Genomic DNA, 19,074 nt, shown 5'->3' on the forward strand with positions numbered 1-19,074 from the left:
GGGCCGACACAAACGTAAACATTCGGTAAAGGTCATTGAAACGTTTTGTCACTGTCTCCATTACAGGAGAGCACCGCGCCCGGAGTGGGCGCGGGCACGTTATTACCGGCAATCTACGAGGTCGCCATGAACAGCGAAGAGCAAACCCTGATCGATGGACTGTTTTCCCGGCTGCAACAGGCCGAAACGGAGGCAGCCCCGCGCGACGCACAGGCCGAGGCGCGGATCAAGGAACACCTGACGCGCCAACCGGCGGCAGGCTATTTCATGACCCAGGCGATTCTGGTGCAAGAGGCCGCGCTGAAAAGCCTCGACGAGCAGAACAAGCAGCTGACCCAGCAAGTCCAGCGTCTGCAGGCCGAGCTGCAAGCGGCCAAGGCCCAGAATGGCGCACCGGCAGCAAGCGCTGGCGGTGGCTTCTTGTCGAGCATTTTTGGCGGCGGCAATTCGCGTCCGGCGCCGAGCCAGAACGCCGCGCCGTCCTCCACTGGCGGCTGGCGTGAACCGGCCCCACAACAGAGCTACCAAGCGCCGGCACCGCAGCAGAGTTTCGGCACGGCGCCATCCAGCTACGCGCAGCAGGCGGCTCCGGCGGCCGGCAACAGCTTCCTCGGCGGCGCGCTGAAAACCGCCGCCGGCGTGGCCGGTGGCGTGATGCTGGCGCAGGGCATCAGCAGCCTGTTCAATCACAACCAAGCACCTGCAGAAATCGTCGAGGTCATCAAGGAAGAACCGGCGCAGGTCGCCGACCAGAGCAGCAATGGCTGGGGCGATGATCAACGTGTGGCGGACAACGGCTTTTCCGGCAATGACCAGGGCGGTTTCAGCGACGCCGATTACAGCAGCGACAATTCGTCGTTCTTCGATGACGACGACTCCTTCGTCTGATTCACCATTCGTCCGGAGCCCTGCGGGGCTCCGGGCCGATTATTCGCGGAACCCTCCTTCGGGCTGGCATACTGAGCGCCTTTTTCGGGCCTGATCGCCTGACCCCGCTTCGTGCGCTCGCGCACCCACAGGAACTCCGGTGAAAAAAATCGCAGTGTTCGCCGATGTGCAGAACCTCTACTACACCGTGCGTCAGGCCTATGGTTGCCACTTCAACTACGCCGCACTGTGGGCGGACATCAGCAAGAACGGGCAGATCGTCGAGGCCTATGCCTACGCCATCGACCGAGGCGACAGCAAGCAGCAGCAGTTTCAACAGATCCTGCGCAACCTCGGTTTCACCGTGAAGCTCAAGCCTTACATCCAGCGCAGCGACGGCTCGGCCAAGGGCGACTGGGACGTAGGCATTACCCTGGACATCATGGACGCCGCCGACCATGTCGACGAAGTGGTGCTGGCCTCCGGTGACGGCGATTTCGACATGCTGCTCGAACGCATCATCAACAAACACGGCGTGCAAGCGGTGGCTTATGGCGTGCCTGGGCTTACCGCCAACTCGCTGATCCGCGCCGCCAGCCGCTACGTGCCGATCGAAGGCGCGCTGTTGCTCAAGAGCTGAGCTGAATAGAAGATTTGAACGGAGTACCTCCCGGTTTGGAACGCATTGCAGTCATCGACTTTGAAACCACTGGCCTGTCGCCGAACAGCAGCTGCCGCGCCACGGAGATTGCCGTGGTCATGCTGGAGAACGGCCGCATCGTCGAGCGTTACCAGAGCCTGATGAACGCCGGCGTGCGCGTCCCCGCGTTCATCGAACAACTGACCGGCATCAGCAACGCCATGCTGCGCACCGCGCCGCCAGCCGAGCGGGTGATGGAGGAGGTCAACGAATTCGTCGGCTGCACGCCGCTGCTGGCGCACAACGCCTCGTTCGACCAGAAGTTCTGGGATTTCGAACTGGGCCGGATCAAGCGCACGCGCCTGCAGAATTTCGCCTGTTCGCTGCTGCTGGCGCGGCGGCTGATGCCCGCTGCGCCAAATCACAAGCTCGGCACGCTTACCACTTTCGCGCAGTTGCCGCATACCGGCCAGGCTCACCGGGCCATGGCCGATGCGGAGATGGCGGCCAATCTGATGGCGCATCTGGCGCAAGAGTTGCGGGGCAAGCATGGCGTGCGCGAACTGAATCACGACCTGCTGTGCAAATTGCAGAAAGTCCCTGCGGCGAAAGTCGGCGAGCATCTGCAGCGTTATCGCTGATTCCAGGCACTCCGACTGATCGTTCCCACGCTCTGCGTGGGAACGATCCAAGATGGATGTCTTTGATGCAAAAGTGTACCGGCGCGAAAAACAGGTTTTGTAACTTATTTTTGCGTGACAGTCTTTCTAGAATAAGCCCTCCACAGAAATCTGACTGTCGAGCCGCCCATGTCTGCTTTGCGCCGTTTTTCCCTGCCGTTGATCGCCGCGTTTTTTGCGTTGTACGTTATTTGGGGATCGACCTATCTGGTGATTCGCATCGGCGTCGAATATTGGCCGCCGCTGTTGCTGGCCGGGGTGCGCTTCGTCATTGCGGGCAGCTTGATGTACGCCTGGCTGCGCTGGCGTGGGGCTCCGGCGCCGACCTGGGCGCAGTGGAAAGCGGCTGGGCTGGTCGGCATTCTGCTGCTCAGTTTCGGTAATGGCGCGGTCAGCGTCGCCGAGCACACTGGCGTGGCCTCCGGCGTTGCGGCCCTGGCGGTGGCGACAGTGCCACTGTTCACCTTGTTGTTCGGTTACTTCTGGGGCGCACGCAATACGCGGCTGGAATGGGCCGGGGTCGCGCTGGGCATTTTCGGCATCGCCATGCTCAACATGGGCTCCAACCTGCAATCGAGCCCGCTCGGCGCAGCGTTGCTGATTTTCGCGGCGGCGAGCTGGGCGTTCGGCTCGGTGTGGAGCAAATACCTGCCGTTGCCGGCGGGGGCGATGGCCAGCGCCCTGGAAATGCTCGTTGGCGGCGTGGTCTTGCTGATCGGCAGTGCGCTGAGCGGCGAGCACCTGCAAGCGCTGCCGCCGATCGAAGGCTGGCTGGCGCTGGCCTATCTGATTTTCTTTGGCTCGATCATCGCCTTCAATTCCTACATGTATCTGCTCAAACACGTGCGCCCGGCGGCAGCGACCAGTTATGCCTACGTCAACCCGGCGGTGGCGGTATTGCTTGGCGTGGTGTTTGTTGGCGAGACCATCGGCATCGAAGAAGCGCTGGCGATGCTGGTGATCATCAGCGCGGTGCTGCTGATCAGCCTGCCGCAGTGGCGCCGTCCCGCGCAGCAGACACGGGCGGAAGCGAAAGCCGTTCCGACGGAAGCGCGTACGAATTAGGGTAAACTGCGCGGCATTGCATCCCCGCGTCATTTTTTCCTACGGTACTCCCATGACTTTCGCCTCCCTTGGCCTGATCGAACCCTTGCTGCGCTCCCTCGAGACGCTCGGCTACCAGACCCCGACGCCGGTGCAGGCGCAAGCCATTCCGGCGGTGCTGGCCGGTCGCGACCTGATGGCAGCGGCCCAGACCGGCACCGGCAAAACCGCCGGTTTCGCCTTGCCGCTGCTGCAGTTGCTGGCCATGGAAGGGCCGAAAGTCACCGCCAATTCGGCGCGTGCGCTGATTCTGGTGCCGACCCGCGAGCTGGCCGAGCAGGTTCACGAAGCCGTGCGCCAATACGCGGAAAATCTGCCGCTGCGCACTTATGCGGTGTACGGCGGTGTCAGCATCAATCCGCAGATGATGAAGCTGCGCGGCGGCGTCGATGTGCTGGTCGCCACGCCCGGTCGCTTGATCGACCTGTTCCGCCAGAACGCGCTGAAACTCAATCAGCTGCAAACGCTGGTGCTGGATGAAGCCGATCGTATGCTCGATCTGGGCTTCTCCGAAGAACTGGCGAACATTTACCGCATGCTGCCGAAAAAGCGCCAGACCCTGTTGTTTTCGGCGACATTCTCCGATGACATTCGCCTGCTGGCCGGGCAGATGCTCAACGATCCTTTAAGCGTCGAAGTCAGCCCGCGTAACGTCGCTGCCAACACGGTCAAGCAGTGGATCGTCACTGTAGACAAGAAACGCAAGGCCGAACTGTTCGTGCACCTGATGCGCAAGAACAAGTGGAAGCAGGTGCTGGTGTTCGCCAAGACCCGCAACGGCGTCGATGCGCTGGTGGAAAAACTTCAGGGCCTCGGTGTGAATGCTGACGGCATCCATGGCGACAAACCGCAGGCTACGCGCCAGCGCGCGCTGGACCGTTTCAAGCTCAGCGAAGTGCAGATTCTGGTGGCGACCGACGTCGCCGCCCGTGGTCTGGACATCGAAGACCTGCCGCTGGTGGTCAACTTCGATCTGCCGATCGTCGCCGAGGACTACATTCACCGCATCGGCCGTACTGGCCGCGCGGGTGCCACCGGTGAGGCGATTTCGCTGGTATGTGCCGATGAAGTGAACATGCTCTCGGCGATCGAAATGCTGACGCGGCAGAACCTGAAGCGCCAGAACGAACCGGATTTCGAACCCGAGCACCGCGTGCCGGACACCGATGCCAGTGGTCAGGTGATCAAGAAGCCGAAAAAACCGAAGAAGCCGAAAGCCTCGGGCGGTGGCGGTGGAAAACGCAATCTGGGCAAGTGGGTCGACAGCGGCGAGACCTCGGCACCGGAGCCGTCGATCAAGCCGGTGCGCAAAGTGCCGGTGTTCAATACCGGGCCGCGCAAGCGCAAGCCTTGATTTGATGTGGCGTCTGTAATGGCGCCTTCGGAGCAGGCTCGCTCCCACAAGGGGAATGCGTTTCCCTGCAGGAGCTGCGGCACGCTGCGATCTTTTGATGTTGATTTTTGAAGATCAAAAGATCGCAGCCTCGTTTCACTCGTCAGCTCCTACAAGGTTGTGTGCTTGAGCCACTGCACAATACCCAACCCCGCCGCGCGCCCGCTGGCGAAACACCCGGTCAGCAAATACCCGCCCGTCGGCGCTTCCCAATCAAGCATCTCCCCCGCGCAAAACACCCCCGGCAACGCCTTGAGCATCAAGCGCTCATCCATCGCTTCGAACCTTACGCCACCGGCACTGCTGATCGCTTCGTCCAGCGGACGGGTTTTCACCAAGGTCAGCGGCAATGCCTTGATCGCTCGCGCCAGAAGTGCGGGATCGGCGAATGTTTCGGCATCGGTCAGCTCGCGCAACAACGCTGCCTTAACCCCATCAATCCCCACCTGACTGTGCAGATGCTTGGCCATTGAGCGCGAGCCACGTGGTTTGCTCAGCGCCGCCTGCAATTTATCCACAGGCCGGCCGGGCAGCAGATCAATGTGGATAACCGCCGCGCCATAGCGATTGATCTCTTCGCGTATCGGCGCCGACAGCGCATAGATCAGGCTGCCTTCAATACCGGTCGCGGTGATTACGCATTCGCCCAGACGCGGGATATCGTCGTTCAAACCGATGGCGATGTTTTTCAGCGGCGCGCCGGCGAATTTGCTTACCATCAGCTCGCTCCAGGCTTGCACCTCGAAGCCGCAATTGCTTGGCTGCAACGGCGCCAGATCCACGCCGCGCTGTTCCAGCGGCAACATCCACGCGCCATCCGAGCCCAGCCGCGACCAACTGCCGCCGCCGAGGGCGAGCAGCGTGGCGTCGGGGGTTACGCGGATTTCGCCTTCGGGACTGTCGATGCGCATTGCGCCATTTGCATCCCAGCCGAGCCAGCGATGGCGGGTGTGGATAACCACGCCGCTGTCGCGCAGGCGCTTGAGCCAGGCACGCAGCAGTGGCGCGGCTTTCATGTCGGTGGGGAACACGCGGCCGGAGCTGCCGATAAAGGTTTCGATGCCCAGTTCGTGGATCCACTGGCACAGCGCATCGGCATCGAATGCGCGCAGCAGCGGGGCGATTTGCGGTGCGCGCTCAGCGTAGCGGGAGAGGAATGCCGGGTAGGCTTCGGAATGGGTGATGTTCATGCCGCCGACCCCGGCCAGCAGGAACTTGCGCCCGACCGAGGGCATGCCGTCGTACACGTCGACGCGGATTCCGGCCTGGCTCAGCACTTCGGCGGCCATCAGGCCGGCGGGGCCACCGCCGATGATGGCGACGTGGGTGTTGGCGGGGGCGGAATTCTGGGTCATGGGCGTGCGCTGCGGTATGGCGGGACAAGGCGCGCATTCTAACAGCCGAGCCCTCTGTAGGAGCTGCCGCACGCTGCGATCTTTGCTGTGGATTTTTACAGCAAGATCAAAAGATCGCAGCCTTCGGCAGCTCCTACGGGTTATCCACAGGCAGTTGCACAGCGATTGTGGGTAACGCAGCACGGTTCAATGACAGCCGTGTGAATCCCAGACCCGTTGCGCGCTGTGATGGAGGATGCCGTGGCGGCGGGCGAGGGCGTGGCGATCCTTGCTGTAGCCGCCGCCGATCACCCCGACCACCGGAATGTCGCGGCCCAGGCAATGGCGCATGACCCGTTCATCGCGCTCGGCCACCCCGGCGTCGGTCAGTTGCAGATAACCGAGGGCATCGTCCTTGTGCACATCGACGCCAGCGTCGTAGAGCACCAGATCCGGTTGATACAGCGGCAGGAGGTAGTTGAGCGTGTCATCGACCACCTGCAGATAATCGGCATCGCCCATGCCTTTGGGCAGCGGAATGTCCCAGTCACTTTCGGCTTTGCGTGCGGGAAAATTCTTTTCGCAGTGCAGGGAAACGGTAATCGCCTCCGGCGTGTCATGCAGAATCCGCGCGGTGCCGTCGCCTTGATGCACGTCGCAATCGAAGATCAGCACGCGATTGACCCGGCCGCTCTGCAACAGGTACTGGCTGATAATCGCCAGGTCATTGAAGATGCAGAAGCCGGCGGGGTAATCGTAGTGAGCGTGATGGGTGCCGCCGGCCAGGTGACAGGCCAGGCCATGTTCCAGCGCTTGCTCTGCCGCCAGGATCGAACCGCCCACCGCGCGCACGGTGCGTCGCGCCAGCGCCTCGTTCCAGGGCAGGCCGAGGCGCCGTTGGTCTTCGCGGCACAACTCGCCGCTCATGTAGCGTTCGATATAGCTGCGGTCATGGGCGAGGGCGAGGATGTCGTTGGGGCAGATCTGCGGGCGCAGCAGGTCGGCGTCGCGGGTCAGGCCGCTGTCGACCAGGTGATCGCGCAGCAGACGAAACTTGTCCATGGGAAAGCGGTGATCCGCGGGAAACTCGGGGCTGTAGTCTTCGTGATAGATCAACGGCAAGGGCATGGCTTGTTTCGCGCAGAACCAGGGAAAGAATGAACGATCCTACCAGCGATGTAGACTCAACGGCATGGAAATGGAGGGGACGATGGAGCCGATACTGGAGTTGCAAAGCGCGCGGTTGTTGATGCGTCAGTGGCAGGACGAGGATTTGCCGGCATTCGCCGCGATGTGCGCCGATCCGCAGGTGATGCGCTACTTTCCGGCGCCGTTGACCCGGCTGGAAAGCGCCGCATTGATCGGCCGCGTGCGCGGACATTTTGCCGAGCACGGCTTTGGCCTGTGGGCGCTGGAGCGCAAGGACACGGGCGAGTTCATCGGTTTCACCGGGTTGGGCGTGGTCGGCTTCGATGCGCCGTTTACCCCGGCGGTGGAGATCGGCTGGCGTCTGGCTAAGGAACACTGGGGCCTGGGTTACGCCAGCGAAGCGGCGTGGACCGCACTGCGCGCGGGTTTCGACCAGTTGAAACTGGAGGAAATCGTCTCGTTTACCGCCGGGCAGAATGCGCAGTCGGAAAAGGTGATGCAGGCGATTGGCATGCACCACGATCCGCAGGACGATTTCGATCACCCCAAGCTAGCGCTCGATCACCCGTTGCGCCGCCATGTCCTGTATCGCATCAGCCGCGAACAATGGCTGCAAACCTTGCATGAATAAGCCGACACGGACGTTTACAATGGCCGCCATCGTATTTGGCCCGTGCCAGAACCTGAATCGTCCGCCGCAGCCAAGACTGCGCGGCCATTGCTTTGTGTGAGGAGAGTCTGAATGAGCCAAGTGCTGGAAGATCTGGTCGATTTGCTGACCCTGGAGCCGATCGAAGAAAACCTGTTCCGTGGCCGCAGCCAGGATCTGGGGTTCCGCCAGTTATTCGGCGGTCAGGTGCTCGGCCAGTCGCTGTCGGCGGCCAGTCAGACAGTGGAGGAGGCGCGCCATGTGCATTCGCTGCACGGTTATTTCCTGCGCCCGGGCGATGCCAAGTTGCCGGTGGTCTATTCGGTTGATCGCGTGCGCGATGGCGGCAGCTTCAGCACCCGCCGTGTGACGGCGATCCAGAAGGGCCACCCGATCTTCACCTGCAGTGCTTCATTCCAGTACGACGAAAAAGGCTTCGAGCATCAGGGCCAGATGCCAGCGGTGGTCGGCCCGGAAAACCTGCCCTCGGAGCTGGAACTGACCCAGCAGCGCGCGCACCTGATTCCCGAGCACATGCGTGAAAAACTGCTGTGCCCGAAACCGATCGAAGTACGCCCGGTCACCGAAAAAGACCCGTACAACCCGCAGCCGGCCGATCCGGTGAAATATGTGTGGTTCCGCGCCGATGGCGCCCTGGCGGACATCCCGGCGCTGCACAAATACCTGCTGGCCTATGCCTCGGACTTCGGTCTGCTGACCACGTCGATGCTGCCCCACGGCAAGTCGGTCTGGCAGAAAGACATGCAGGTCGCCAGCCTCGATCACGCGCTGTGGTTCCACAATGATCTGCGCGCCGATGACTGGTTGCTCTACGCGATGGACAGCCCATGGGCCGGCAACTCCCGTGGTTTTTCCCGTGGCAGCGTGTTCAACCGTGCCGGGCAACTGGTCGCTTCGGTGACTCAGGAAGGTCTGATCCGCCATCGCAAGGACTGGGCATGAGCCTGACCGAGGTTCGTCATTGGGTGTTCGACATGGACGGCACGCTGACTGTCGCCGTGCATGATTTCGCGGCGATTCGCGTGGCGTTGGCGATTCCTCCGGAGGACGACATCCTCACCCATCTCGCTGCATTGCCAGCGGATGAAGCAGCGGCCAAGCATGCCTGGTTGCTTGAGCATGAACGCGATCTGGCATTGGGCTCGATCCCGGCCACCGGCGCGGTGGAGCTGGTGCGCGACCTGCATGCGCGCGGTTATCGCCTCGGCATTCTCACGCGCAATGCGCGTGAGCTGGCGCACGTGACGCTGGAGGCGATCGGCCTGGCCGACTGCTTCGCGGTCGAGGATGTACTGGGTCGCGACGAAGCACCGCCGAAGCCGCATCCTGGCGGTTTGCTGAAACTGGCCGAGGCCTGGCAGGTGCCGGCCAGTGACATGGTGATGGTGGGTGATTACCGCTTTGATCTCGATTGCGGCCGAGCGGCGGGCGCGCGGACGGTGCTGGTGAATCTGCCGGATAACCCGTGGCCGGAATTGACCGATTGGCATGCAAAGGATTGTGTTGAGTTGCGGCGGATGCTTCAGGGTTGAGATTTCATTGCCTGACCGGGCGCCTTCGCGAGCAAGCCCGCTCCCACATTGGATCTTCAGTGCGCAGATATTTTGTGCAAGGCACAGCACCCATGTGGGAGCGGGCTTGCTCGCGAAAAGGCCGGCACATTCAATACAAACCTACTGATCAAACAAAGCCTTCTGCCCCTCCGCCGAAGTCAGCATGCCATCCCCGTCATGCCCGACCCCTGGCACTTCAATCAGCCGTTGATTGACCCCTTCCGGGTGCCGACGCAATAAGTAGCCGAAATACAGCTTCCCGCGCATCAAGCGGTAAGCCCCTTGCGCCTCGGCCGCGCAGCTCTTGTCCAGCGCTGGATGTTCCGGGTCGACATCATGCTGCCCCAACAGATAAATCACCTCGCGTTTGACGTAAGCGCTCTCAACCTGCAACGGCGTTTGCCCGCCGGCAAACACCGGCATGTCCGCCAGCCCGTATTTCCAGCGATTGAAGCCCGGGCATTGCGCGTGATCGAATGCCACTGGCCGCTGTTCGTTGAAGTAGGCATAGGAAGAGGGGTTGGCCACCACATAGCGCAAGCGAATGCCGTTGGCCTTGAGCGCCGGCTGAGCTTTGGCCAGCAGGGCGTAACGCTGCACCACCTGACCCCCGCCGGAGTGGCCGAAGATCACGATCTGCTTCACGTCCGGAAACTGTTTGCGATCGCTGAGCCGCGCGACGATTTCATCCAGTGCTGCATAGGAACTGAGCGGATTGGGCCCGATGGACAAGCCGCCGCCCATCCATTCGTCGCCCTGCCAGCGCAGCACCGTCGGCGGCAAGGAATATAGGGTGACGTCACTTTCATTGAGAAACTGCGGAGCGATCACCAGCGTGTGCGCGGTCTGCCCGGCAAGTTCGGCGGCGCTTTGCGCGCTTTTGCGGTAGGTCTCGGCGTTGCGCAGGCGACCGTGAATGACGATCAGTACACGCTCGATCTTCTCCGGCGCCGGGCCGATCCCCACCGCCATTTCCCCGGCCTTCAGCTGCAAGCGACCGGGGCTGATCGCATCGACGCCGGCCGCTTGCGCGGTGCCGGCAATGAACAGTAACGCCACAAGCCATTTATGCATTTACAGGGTTTTCGCCGCAAAGGTGTCGCACTGGCTTACCTGGCCTTGCGCGAATCCGGTTTTGAACCAGCGCACCCTTTGCGCTGACGTACCGTGAGTAAACGAGTCCGGGACCACACGGCCCTGGCCCTGTTGCTGCAAGCGATCATCGCCTATGGCGTTGGCGGCGTTCAAGGCTTCTTCGATGTCGCCCGGTTCCAGCCAGTTCAGGCGCTTTTGAGCGTTGTACGCCCAGACACCAGCGAGGCAGTCAGCCTGCAATTCCTGGCGGACCAGCAAGCCGCCGTCGCCTTCCATTTGCCGACCTTGCTGGCGCGCCGTCTGCATCTTCGCCGAGACGCCAAGCAGCGTCTGCACATGGTGGCCGACTTCGTGTGCAATCACGTAAGCCTGAGCGAAGTCGCCGGCGGCTTTGAAACGCTGCGACATTTCCTGAAAGAAGGCCATGTCCAGATAGACCTTCTGGTCGGCCGGGCAATAAAACGGGCCGGTGGCAGAAGTGGCCATGCCGCATGCCGAGTTCACCCGGTTGCTGAAGAGCACCAGCGTCGGGTCTTTGTATTGGCGCCCGGCCTGCTGGAAGATCGGACCCCAGGTATCTTCTGTGTCGCCGAGGATCGAACGGACAAATTCGGCCTGTTCATCATTGGCCGGCGGCGCCTGACGGGTTTGCGAAGTGGCCGCTGGTTGCTCCATCTGCCCGGTCAATTGACCGAGGATCTGCATCGGGTCCTGGCCGGTGAGCCAGCCGATGCCGACGATCAGCACGATGGCGGTCAGGCTCAGGCCCTTGCCGCCACCGAAGCGCATGCCGCCGCCACCGCCGGCATCATCACCCCGGGCGTCGACGACGTTGTCACTGCGTCGGCCTTTTTTCCATAGCATGTGGGAATCCTCTTTTATTACGGGTGATGAGTCTGGTGCTGATGAGTGTTGCCGCTGTGTGAGTGTGGCGCCAGTCCGGTCGTCCGTCCAATTACGCGCGCTCGCGTGGTGCGGGCTTGGTATTGACGGTTGACCCGGCGGCAAATTCAATCCCGAGAGGAATTTCTTCCGCCGAATTCATGAACCGGCTGTTTCGACAGCAGTCTGTGATGTTGCACACTTGCCTGGCGCCGAAGTGGCGGGAATCTTGCGTCACGGTTGTACTCAACGGCAGTTTCCCGGCGAGCAGGATTGCAACCTGTGCGTTTGCTGAAAGCTCAGCCGACTATGATTGCCACAACGATTGCCGCCAGCGCGAACGTTCGCCCGGTTTTTTTTCAGAGATTGCCAATGACCGTCAGCACCCCGCTCTCCGGTGTCAACCAGCCCTTCAAGGGGATCCTGCTGATTGTCGTGGCGACGTTCCTGTTTTCCAGCCACGACGCGTTGTCGAAATACCTCTCCGGTTTTTATCCGATCGTGATGGTGGTGTGGGCGCGCTATGTGGTGCACACCCTGTTGATGGCGGGGATATTTTTGCCGCAGTCCGGCCTGCGTGTGCTACGCACCAAAAAGCCGTTATGGCAGCTCGCCCGTGCCCTGTGCCTGCTCGGCACCAGTCTGTTTTTCACCACGGCGCTGCTGTACATCCCGCTGGCGGAAGCCACGGCGGTCAACTTTCTCGCGCCGGTATTGGTCACCGCATTGTCGGTGCCACTGCTCAAGGAACGGGTGACGCGCGGGCAATGGATCGCGGTGATCTGCGGTTTCATCGGCGTGCTGATCATCGTCCACCCGGGGGGCGAACTGTTCACCCCGGCGATCCTGCTGCCGTTCTGCTCGGCGCTGTTTTTCTGCTTCTACCAGTTGCTGACGCGCAAGCTCGCCGAAGTGGACAGCCCGACCACCAGCAACTTCTTCGCCGGCCTGTGCAATACCCTGGTGATGAGCGCGCTGGTGCCGTTCTTCTGGCAAGTGCCGACGTTGACTCATGCCGCGCTGATGCTCGCGCTGGGCAGCTGCGGAATGACGGCACATCTGTTTCTGACCCAAGCCTTTCGCCACGCCGCACCGGCATTGCTGGCGCCGTTCGGCTACTGCCAGATCGTCTTCGCGGGGTTGTTGGGCTGGCTGCTGTTCAATCACACACCGAGCGGCTTGACCGTGATTGGTATTGCGGTGATTTGCTGCAGCGGATTGGCGGCAGCGTGGCAGCAGAGCCGGCGCTGAGGAAAAGCAAAAATCCCTTGTAGGAGCTGACGAGTGAAACGAGGCTGCGATCTTTTGATCTTCAACAGCGACATCAAAAGATCGCAGCGTTCCGCAGCTCCTACATAAGCGATGCAGGCAGGTTATTCGCTAACGGCAGGATCTCTGGTGCAACGGATTGGCAGCAGAGCCGGCGCTGAGGAAAAGTAAAAATCCCTTGTAGGAGCTGACGAGTGAAACGAGGCTGCGATTTTTGATCTTCAACAGCGACATCAAAAGATCGCAGCGTTCCGCAGCTCCTGCAGAAGCGATGCAGGCAGGTTATTCGCTAACGGCAGGATCTCTGGTGCAGCGGATTGGCGGCAGAGCCGGCGCTGAGGAAAAGCAAAAATCCCTTGTAGGAGCTGACGAGTGAAACGAGGCTGCGATCTTTTGATCTTCAACAGCGAGATCAAAAGATCGCAGCGTTCCGCAGCTCCTACAGAAGCGATGCAGGCAGGTTATTCGGTAACGGCAGGAATCTTGCGCGGTGCCATGAAGTACATCCACGTCAGTGCGAGGAAGTACATCGCCGGGATCAGCGTGAACAGCACGGTGTAGTTGTTGTGGGTGACGGTGAGGATGTGGCCGACAATCTGGGTCATGAACATCCCGCCGATCGCCGCGCACATGCCGCCGAAGCCGAACACTGTGCTCATCATGTGCTTGGGTGTGTAGTCCATCACCAGGCTCCAGATGTTCGCGGTCCAGGCCTGGTGCGCACCGATCGCCAGCGAGATCGCCGCCACCGCCACCCACAGATTCGCCGAGCCTGCGGCCATCACCACGCCGATGATGCAGCAGGCAAACAGCAACATCGACAGCAGCCGCGCCTTGATCGAGTTCATGCCGCGACCGATCAGGAACGAGGACAGAATCCCGCCGCCGACACTGCCGAAGTCAGCCGTGACGTAGATGATGATCAGCGGAATACCCATCTGCGTGACGTTGATGCCGAGGTTGTATTGCTGATTGAGAAACGGCGGCAGCCAGTACAGATAGAACCAGAACACCGGCGCGGTCAGCGAGTAGGCGAGGGCGAAAGCCCAGGTGCCACGCATGCGCAAGATTTTGCTGAACGGTACGCGGGCCTGTTCCGGTTCGATTTCCTGCTGAATGTAATCGAGTTCCGACTGTTTCACCGTCGGGTGATCTTCCGGGTTGAAGTACTTCAAGCCCCAGAACAACAACCAGATCCCGCCGAGTGCGGCCATGCACAGGAACGCTGCCTGCCAGCCCCACGCATGCAGGATCAGCGGCAGCAGCATCGGCGTGAACATCGCGCCGACGTTGGTGCCGGCGTTGAAGATGCCGGTAGCAACGGCACGTTCACCGGCCGGGAACCACAGGCGCGTGGTTTTCACGCAGGCCGGATAGTTGGCGGCTTCGGTCAGGCCGAGGATGAAGCGGCAGACCATGAAGCCGGCTGCCGAAGTCGCCAGACCATGGGCGCCGGTGGCCAGGCTCCAGAGCAGCACGGCGCAGAAGAACACGCGCTTGACGCCGACCCGGTCGATCAGTCGCCCTTGCAGGACAAACCCGATCGCGTAGCCGACCTGAAACCAGAAGTTGATGTTGGCGTAATCCATCGCCGTCCAGCTCATTTCCTTGGCGAGGATCGGCTGCATGACGCCGAGGGCGGCGCGGTCGATGTAGTTGAGGGTGGTGGCAAAAAACACCAGCGCCAGCATGCCCCAGCGGGTCTTGCCGACGGCCATGGCGCCGCGGATCTTGTCGCCGATGCCACCCGTGGCAGTGCTCATGGCCGGAGCCATGCGGGAAGTCTGTGAAGGAATCATGTGTTCCACCCGTTTTTGGATTTGTTATTTGGTGTTCTTTACGGTCGAACACCTTGTCCGGTGGTTAGGGGCCGGACTCGATGTGCAGCCGATGTTGGGCAGTGAACAAAAAATCGTCAATTCGCCAAATCGCCTTAGTGTTCGATAATCGCACGCAAAACTAACCGGGTAGTACACTTTAAATTGCTGCGCGCGGGGATGCAGCCAATAATTTCCCTCACTATAAAAACCCATTCCCTTGTAGGAGCTGCCGAAGGCTGCGATCTTTTGATCTCGATCTGAAAAGAACATCAAACGATCACAGCCTTCGGCAGCTCCTACACAAAAGCGGCGCAGTCCGGGAGTTGAAACATGCAGCGTTCCATTGCCACCGTTTCCTTGAGCGGCACCCTGCCGGAAAAACTCGAAGCCATTGCCGCCGCCGGGTTCGACGGCGTAGAGATTTTCGAAAACGACCTCCTGTACTACGACGGCAGCCCCCGCGAAATTAAACAGATGTGCGCCGATCTCGGTATCGCCATCACCCTGTTTCAGCCGTTTCGTGATTTCGAGGGTTGCCGCCGCGATCGCCTGGCCCGCAACCTGGAGCGCGCCGAGCGCAAGTTCGACCTGATGCAGGAACTTGGCACCGACCTGGTGCTGGTGTGCAGCAACGCCGCGCCGGACAGTGTCGGCGATCAACAAATCCTCGTCGATGATTTGCGGCTGCTGGCCGAACGCGCTGCTGTTCGTGGTCTGCGGATTGGTTACGAAGCGCTGGCCTGGGGCCGGCACGTCAACACTTATCAACAGGTCTGGGACATCGTCCGTCAGGCCGATCACCCCAACCTCGGCGTGCTCCTTGATAGCTTTCACACCCTGTCGCTGAAGGGTGATCCGAGCGCGATCGCCGATATTCCCGGCGACAAGATCTTTTTCGTGCAAATGGCCGACGCGCCGATCCTGGCCATGGATGTGCTGGAGTGGAGTCGGCATTTCCGTTGCTTCCCGGGGCAGGGCGAATTCGATCTGCCCGGCTTCCTCGCGCCGATCATCAAGAGTGGCTATACCGGGCCGCTGTCGCTGGAAATCTTCAATGACGGCTTTCGCGCCGCGCCGCCACGGGCCAACGCCGCCGACGGTTTGCGCTCGCTGCTGTATCTGGAAGAGAAGACCCGTCAGCGTCTTGAGCAGGAAGCGGCGCCGGTGGCCCACCGTGAAATTCTTTTCGAAACGCCGCAGGCCAGCGAATACAACGGCGTTGAATTTCTCGAGTTTGCCGTCGACGAAGCGCTGGGGGCGAAGCTCGGTCACTGGCTGCAACGCCTGGGTTTTGCCAAGGCCGGGCAGCATCGCTCCAAGAGCGTCAGCCTGCTGCGTCAGGGCGATATCAACCTGATTCTCAACTCCGAGCCTTATTCGTTTGCTCACAGTTTTTTCGAAGCCCATGGCCCATCGCTGTGCGCTACGGCCGTGCGAGTCAAGGACAGCGCCAGTGCGCTGGCCCGTGCGGTCGCTTACAAAGGGCAGCCCTATCGCGGGCTGGTCGGGCCGAATGAACTGGAACTGGCGGCAGTGCGTGCACCGGACGGCAGCCTGATTTATCTGGTCGATGCGGACGCCGACGTGTACGGCACCGATTTCAATCTGTTGCCGGACGCGCAAACCAGCGGCGGCCTCAAGCGTATCGACCACATGGCCATGGCGTTGCCGGCCGACAGCCTCGACAGTTGGGTGCTGTTCTATAAAAGCCTGCTGGATTTCGAGGCCGACGACGAGGTGGTGCTGCCCGATCCATACGGCCTGGTGAAGAGCCGCGCGTTGCGCAGCCGCGACAGCTCGATCCGGCTGCCGCTGAATATTTCCGAGAACCGCAACACCGCTATTTCTCATGCACTGTCGAGTTATCGCGGCTCCGGCGTTCACCACATCGCCTTCGATTGTGACGACATCTTCGCCCAGGTCAGTCGCGCCAAAGAGGCCGGCGTGCCGCTGCTGGACATCCCGCTCAACTACTACGACGACCTTGCGGCGCGCTTTGATTTCGACGATGAGTTTCTCAGCGAGCTGGCCTATTACAACGTGCTCTACGACCGCGACGCCCAGGGCGGTGAGTTGTTTCATGTCTACACCGAGCCGTTCGAAGGGCGTTTCTTCTTCGAGATCATCCAGCGCAAGAATGGCTATGCCGGCTACGGCGCGGCCAACGTTGCAGTGCGGTTGGCCGCGATGGCGAAATCGCGCAGCGGTGCGGTGCGGCAGGCGAAGTTGTAGGGAATTCGTAAACGCGGGATTAAACACCGGCTGCGCGGCTTCCTTCACTGTCCCGCGCGGCCCATAATCGCCAGCTTGTGCAGTGATGGCCGTGAGCCCGCGATGACCATGAATTCAGAACTTTCCGCCGCTGCTGTCGAGTCCGACGCAGTGCCGCGCAAGAGTCGCAAGAACAATCCGGAAAAGACCCGCGAAAACATCCTGCAGGAGGCGATCGTCGAGTTCGTCCAGCAGGGCCTGTCCGGCGCCCGCGTCGACGCGATCGCCGAGCGCATCCACACCTCCAAGCGCATGATCTATTACTACTTCGGCAGTAAGGAGCAGTTGTACGTCGAGGTGTTGGAGAAACTCTACGGCGATATTCGCAGCACGGAAAACCGTCTGCATCTGGACGAACTGCCGCCTGAACTGGCGATCCGCCGACTGGTGGAATTCACTTTCGATCACCACGATCACAACGTCGATTTCGTGCGCATCGTCAGCATCGAAAACATCCACAACGCCGAGTACGTAAAGCGCTCCGATGCGATCAAGGCGCTGAACAACACGATCCTCGACACCTTGGGCGGGATTCTGCAAAGGGGGGCGGACGAAGGTGTGTTCCGGCGTGGCATCGATGCGCTGGACGTGCACCTGCTGATCAGTTCGTTCTGTTTCTATCGTGTGTCGAACCGTCACACGCTGGGTGAGATCTTCCAGATCGACCTGCCGGACGAAACCATCAAGAAGCGTCATCGCGAGATGATCTGCGAATCGGTGTTGCGCTATTTGAAGGCCTGACAGTCAACAGATCGCAGCCTTCGGTAGCGCCTGCACCGTTTCCAGTAGGAGCTGCCGAAGGCTGCGATCTTTTGCTCTTCAACCATTCATGCTTTGAAAATGCTCAAGCATGCGCTGCGCATCCGGCACCACGCCGCTGAACAATTCAAACGCCTTCACCGCCTGAAACACCGCCATGTTGCCGCCATCCAGCGTGCGGCAGCCCAAGGCACGGGCGTCGCGCAGCAGTTCGGTTTCCAGCGGGAAATACACAATCTCCGCGACCCATATTTCCTTACGCAGCAACCCGGCCGGCACCGGTGAACCCGCAAGCTTGGCCATGCCCATCGGCGTGGTGTTGACCAGACCCTCGGCCTGCGCCAGCGCCCCGGACAAATCCCGTCCGGCCTGCGCGCGACCGGGGCCGAAATGTTGATTCAGATTGTTTGCCAGGCTCTCGGCACGCTCGCGGTCGACATCAAAAATCGTCAATTGCCGTACGCCTTCGCTGAGCAGCGCGTGGGCCACCGCCGCGCCAGCCCCACCAGCGCCCATCTGGACTACACGTTCGCGGGCAGCATCCGTCAGACCCCGGCGAAAACCCTCGGCGAAACCGAGGCAATCGGTGTTGTGGCCGACGCGCTTGCCGTCCTTCAGCACCACCGTGTTCACTGCACCGATGCCCCGGGCTTCCGGCGACAATTCATCGAGCAACGGGATGATTGCCTGCTTGCACGGAAAGGTGATGTTCAGCCCGGTGTAATTCATTCGCTCCGCCGCTTGCAGCAAGTCAGGCAGGGCTGTGCTGTCGAGGCGCAACTGATCGAGGTCGATGAGCTGATACAGATAGCGCAGGCCCTGCGCATCACCTTCGTGCTCATGCAGGGCGGGCGTGCGCGAAGCCTGAATGCCGGCGCCAATCAGCCCGGCGAGTATCACCCTGGAACGTGACATGGCCTTCATCCCTGCAACCGCTGACTGAAATGCTCCAGCGCCAGGCGATAACCATGGCTGCCGAAGCCGCACATCACCGCCGTGGCGATGCCGGAAACAAACGAGTGATGACGGAACGGCTCGCGGGCATGCACGTTGGACAGATGCACCTCAATCACCGGCAACTCACTGGCGACCAAGGCATCGCGAATAGCCACCGACGTATGCGTCCACGCGGCCGGATTGATCACGATCCCCGCGCAACGACCGCGCGCCGCGTGAATCCAGTCGAGCAGCTCGCCTTCGTGGTTGGTCTGGCGAAACTCCACCGTCAGGCCGAACTCGTCAGCCGCGCGACCACACAGCGCCGAAATATCCGCCAGGGTTTCATGACCATAAGTCGCCGGCTCACGCGTGCCGAGCAGGTTCAGGTTCGGGCCGTTAAGCACCAGAACGATAGGGGACATGGGGCAACTCCACTTCTTGTTTTTGGCATCGGCCGAGAGGTTTCAGCCTGTGGGGATAAAATGTACCAGGTGGTTACATTGGTCAATTGAACAAAAATGACCTTGGCGTTTTATGTTCGGTAATCGCACAGATCAAAAGATCGCAGCCTTAGGCCGCTCCTGCATGTGGAACGCGGTTATCTGCAGGAGCTGCCGAAGGCTGCGATCTTTTAGAGCGCCCATAAAAA

At 61.0% G+C, this 19,074-nt stretch carries 18 protein-coding genes; 11 read left to right on the forward strand and 7 right to left on the reverse strand.

Translation table 11 applies throughout. The features are described from left to right. The first annotated feature begins 126 nt into the window (after positions 1 to 126). The 5 genes from ACIGDJ_RS12855 (at position 127) to ACIGDJ_RS12875 (ending at position 4,645) form a co-directional block, all read left to right on the forward strand. Positions 127 to 888: a DUF2076 domain-containing protein gene (locus ACIGDJ_RS12855; protein WP_101160543.1), complete on the forward strand. Its 762-nt coding sequence runs from the start codon at positions 127 to 129 to the stop codon at positions 886 to 888. Positions 889 to 1,027: 139 nt separating this feature from the next. Then, positions 1,028 to 1,507, forward strand: coding sequence for an NYN domain-containing protein (locus ACIGDJ_RS12860; protein WP_056790604.1), 480 nt, complete (start codon positions 1,028 to 1,030; stop codon positions 1,505 to 1,507). 35 nt (positions 1,508 to 1,542) lie between these two features. Further along, the gene (locus ACIGDJ_RS12865) at positions 1,543 to 2,148 is read left to right on the forward strand and encodes a PolC-type DNA polymerase III (protein WP_024014425.1); all 606 of its coding nucleotides are present in this window, start codon (positions 1,543 to 1,545) and stop codon (positions 2,146 to 2,148) included. 168 nt (positions 2,149 to 2,316) lie between these two features. Further along, on the forward strand, positions 2,317 to 3,252 hold the full coding sequence (gene yedA, locus ACIGDJ_RS12870) for a drug/metabolite exporter YedA (RefSeq protein ID WP_397479656.1): 936 nt from the start codon (positions 2,317 to 2,319) through the stop codon (positions 3,250 to 3,252). Between the two features lie 52 nt (positions 3,253 to 3,304). Next, positions 3,305 to 4,645, forward strand: coding sequence for a DEAD/DEAH box helicase (locus ACIGDJ_RS12875; RefSeq protein ID WP_024014423.1), 1,341 nt, complete (start codon positions 3,305 to 3,307; stop codon positions 4,643 to 4,645). A 149-nt stretch (positions 4,646 to 4,794) separates the two neighbouring features. Here ACIGDJ_RS12875 and ACIGDJ_RS12880 read toward each other — a convergent pair whose 3' ends face one another. After that, positions 4,795 to 6,039 carry a TIGR03862 family flavoprotein gene (locus ACIGDJ_RS12880; protein ID WP_397479657.1) on the reverse strand — a complete coding sequence of 415 codons (1,245 nt, stop codon included), beginning with the start codon at positions 6,037 to 6,039 and terminating at the stop codon, positions 4,795 to 4,797. 186 nt (positions 6,040 to 6,225) lie between these two features. After that, a complete protein-coding gene (locus ACIGDJ_RS12885) occupies positions 6,226 to 7,146 on the reverse strand; it encodes a histone deacetylase (RefSeq protein WP_397479658.1) in 921 nt (306 codons plus the stop codon). An 82-nt stretch (positions 7,147 to 7,228) separates the two neighbouring features. On the opposite strand from ACIGDJ_RS12885, the gene ACIGDJ_RS12890 reads away from it, so the two are divergent. From ACIGDJ_RS12890 to ACIGDJ_RS12900, 3 genes are all read left to right on the forward strand, one after another. Further along, positions 7,229 to 7,798, forward strand: a complete 570-nt coding sequence (locus ACIGDJ_RS12890; RefSeq protein WP_024014420.1) for a GNAT family N-acetyltransferase — start codon at positions 7,229 to 7,231, stop codon at positions 7,796 to 7,798. Positions 7,799 to 7,909: 111 nt separating this feature from the next. Then, the gene (gene tesB / locus ACIGDJ_RS12895) at positions 7,910 to 8,779 is read left to right on the forward strand and encodes an acyl-CoA thioesterase II (protein WP_101160533.1); all 870 of its coding nucleotides are present in this window, start codon (positions 7,910 to 7,912) and stop codon (positions 8,777 to 8,779) included. After that, on the forward strand, positions 8,776 to 9,369 hold the full coding sequence (locus ACIGDJ_RS12900) for an HAD family hydrolase (RefSeq protein WP_397479659.1): 594 nt from the start codon (positions 8,776 to 8,778) through the stop codon (positions 9,367 to 9,369). The genes tesB and ACIGDJ_RS12900 overlap by 4 nt, the downstream gene beginning before the upstream one ends. A 141-nt stretch (positions 9,370 to 9,510) precedes the next feature. On the opposite strand, the gene ACIGDJ_RS12905 is transcribed toward ACIGDJ_RS12900, so the two are convergent. Further along, entirely contained in the window at positions 9,511 to 10,464 is a 954-nt protein-coding gene (locus ACIGDJ_RS12905) for an alpha/beta fold hydrolase (protein WP_313005448.1), read from the reverse strand. Then, positions 10,465 to 11,349 carry a neutral zinc metallopeptidase gene (locus ACIGDJ_RS12910; protein ID WP_073475567.1) on the reverse strand — a complete coding sequence of 295 codons (885 nt, stop codon included), beginning with the start codon at positions 11,347 to 11,349 and terminating at the stop codon, positions 10,465 to 10,467. Positions 11,350 to 11,739: 390 nt separating this feature from the next. Between ACIGDJ_RS12910 and ACIGDJ_RS12915 the strand changes: the two genes are divergently transcribed. After that, complete coding sequence (locus ACIGDJ_RS12915; RefSeq protein ID WP_101160797.1) at positions 11,740 to 12,618, forward strand: DMT family transporter; 879 nt, start codon at positions 11,740 to 11,742, stop codon at positions 12,616 to 12,618. Positions 12,619 to 13,097: 479 nt separating this feature from the next. On the opposite strand, the gene ACIGDJ_RS12920 is transcribed toward ACIGDJ_RS12915, so the two are convergent. After that, positions 13,098 to 14,435, reverse strand: coding sequence for an MFS transporter (locus ACIGDJ_RS12920; RefSeq protein WP_313005444.1), 1,338 nt, complete (start codon positions 14,433 to 14,435; stop codon positions 13,098 to 13,100). Between the two features lie 351 nt (positions 14,436 to 14,786). Between ACIGDJ_RS12920 and quiC the strand changes: the two genes are divergently transcribed. Beyond that, positions 14,787 to 16,688, forward strand: a complete 1,902-nt coding sequence (gene quiC, locus ACIGDJ_RS12925; RefSeq protein ID WP_397479660.1) for a 3-dehydroshikimate dehydratase QuiC — start codon at positions 14,787 to 14,789, stop codon at positions 16,686 to 16,688. A 102-nt stretch (positions 16,689 to 16,790) separates the two neighbouring features. Continuing rightward, positions 16,791 to 17,468 carry a TetR/AcrR family transcriptional regulator gene (locus ACIGDJ_RS12930; protein WP_101158818.1) on the forward strand — a complete coding sequence of 226 codons (678 nt, stop codon included), beginning with the start codon at positions 16,791 to 16,793 and terminating at the stop codon, positions 17,466 to 17,468. A 78-nt stretch (positions 17,469 to 17,546) separates the two neighbouring features. On the opposite strand, the gene ACIGDJ_RS12935 is transcribed toward ACIGDJ_RS12930, so the two are convergent. Together ACIGDJ_RS12935 and aroQ are read right to left on the reverse strand one after the other, a co-directional pair. Continuing rightward, positions 17,547 to 18,401 carry a shikimate dehydrogenase gene (locus ACIGDJ_RS12935; protein ID WP_397479661.1) on the reverse strand — a complete coding sequence of 285 codons (855 nt, stop codon included), beginning with the start codon at positions 18,399 to 18,401 and terminating at the stop codon, positions 17,547 to 17,549. A 5-nt stretch (positions 18,402 to 18,406) separates the two neighbouring features. Beyond that, positions 18,407 to 18,847 carry a type II 3-dehydroquinate dehydratase gene (gene aroQ, locus ACIGDJ_RS12940; RefSeq protein ID WP_101158817.1) on the reverse strand — a complete coding sequence of 147 codons (441 nt, stop codon included), beginning with the start codon at positions 18,845 to 18,847 and terminating at the stop codon, positions 18,407 to 18,409. Between the last annotated feature and the right edge of the window lie 227 nt (positions 18,848 to 19,074).

The sequence above is a fragment of the Pseudomonas sp. NPDC079367 genome (assembly GCF_044542195.1).
In the GTDB taxonomy this organism is placed as follows: Bacteria; Pseudomonadota; Gammaproteobacteria; order Pseudomonadales; family Pseudomonadaceae; genus Aquipseudomonas.

What these genes read in the sequence shown, in the direction of transcription:
- ACIGDJ_RS12875 (WP_024014423.1), top strand. Translation starts at nt 3,305, where the DNA reads ATGACTTTCGCCTCCCTTGGCCTGATCGAACCCTTGCTGCGCTCCCTC.
- yedA (WP_397479656.1), top strand. Translation starts at nt 2,317, where the DNA reads ATGTCTGCTTTGCGCCGTTTTTCCCTGCCGTTGATCGCCGCGTTTTTT.
- aroQ (WP_101158817.1), bottom strand. Translation starts at nt 18,847, where the DNA reads ATGTCCCCTATCGTTCTGGTGCTTAACGGCCCGAACCTGAACCTGCTC.
- ACIGDJ_RS12935 (WP_397479661.1), bottom strand. Translation starts at nt 18,401, where the DNA reads ATGTCACGTTCCAGGGTGATACTCGCCGGGCTGATTGGCGCCGGCATT.
- ACIGDJ_RS12880 (WP_397479657.1), bottom strand. Translation starts at nt 6,039, where the DNA reads ATGACCCAGAATTCCGCCCCCGCCAACACCCACGTCGCCATCATCGGC.
- ACIGDJ_RS12920 (WP_313005444.1), bottom strand. Translation starts at nt 14,435, where the DNA reads ATGATTCCTTCACAGACTTCCCGCATGGCTCCGGCCATGAGCACTGCC.
- ACIGDJ_RS12890 (WP_024014420.1), top strand. Translation starts at nt 7,229, where the DNA reads ATGGAGCCGATACTGGAGTTGCAAAGCGCGCGGTTGTTGATGCGTCAG.
- ACIGDJ_RS12885 (WP_397479658.1), bottom strand. Translation starts at nt 7,146, where the DNA reads ATGCCCTTGCCGTTGATCTATCACGAAGACTACAGCCCCGAGTTTCCC.
- tesB (WP_101160533.1), top strand. Translation starts at nt 7,910, where the DNA reads ATGAGCCAAGTGCTGGAAGATCTGGTCGATTTGCTGACCCTGGAGCCG.
- ACIGDJ_RS12910 (WP_073475567.1), bottom strand. Translation starts at nt 11,349, where the DNA reads ATGCTATGGAAAAAAGGCCGACGCAGTGACAACGTCGTCGACGCCCGG.
- ACIGDJ_RS12900 (WP_397479659.1), top strand. Translation starts at nt 8,776, where the DNA reads ATGAGCCTGACCGAGGTTCGTCATTGGGTGTTCGACATGGACGGCACG.
- ACIGDJ_RS12930 (WP_101158818.1), top strand. Translation starts at nt 16,791, where the DNA reads ATGACCATGAATTCAGAACTTTCCGCCGCTGCTGTCGAGTCCGACGCA.
- ACIGDJ_RS12855 (WP_101160543.1), top strand. Translation starts at nt 127, where the DNA reads ATGAACAGCGAAGAGCAAACCCTGATCGATGGACTGTTTTCCCGGCTG.
- quiC (WP_397479660.1), top strand. Translation starts at nt 14,787, where the DNA reads ATGCAGCGTTCCATTGCCACCGTTTCCTTGAGCGGCACCCTGCCGGAA.
- ACIGDJ_RS12905 (WP_313005448.1), bottom strand. Translation starts at nt 10,464, where the DNA reads ATGCATAAATGGCTTGTGGCGTTACTGTTCATTGCCGGCACCGCGCAA.
- ACIGDJ_RS12915 (WP_101160797.1), top strand. Translation starts at nt 11,740, where the DNA reads ATGACCGTCAGCACCCCGCTCTCCGGTGTCAACCAGCCCTTCAAGGGG.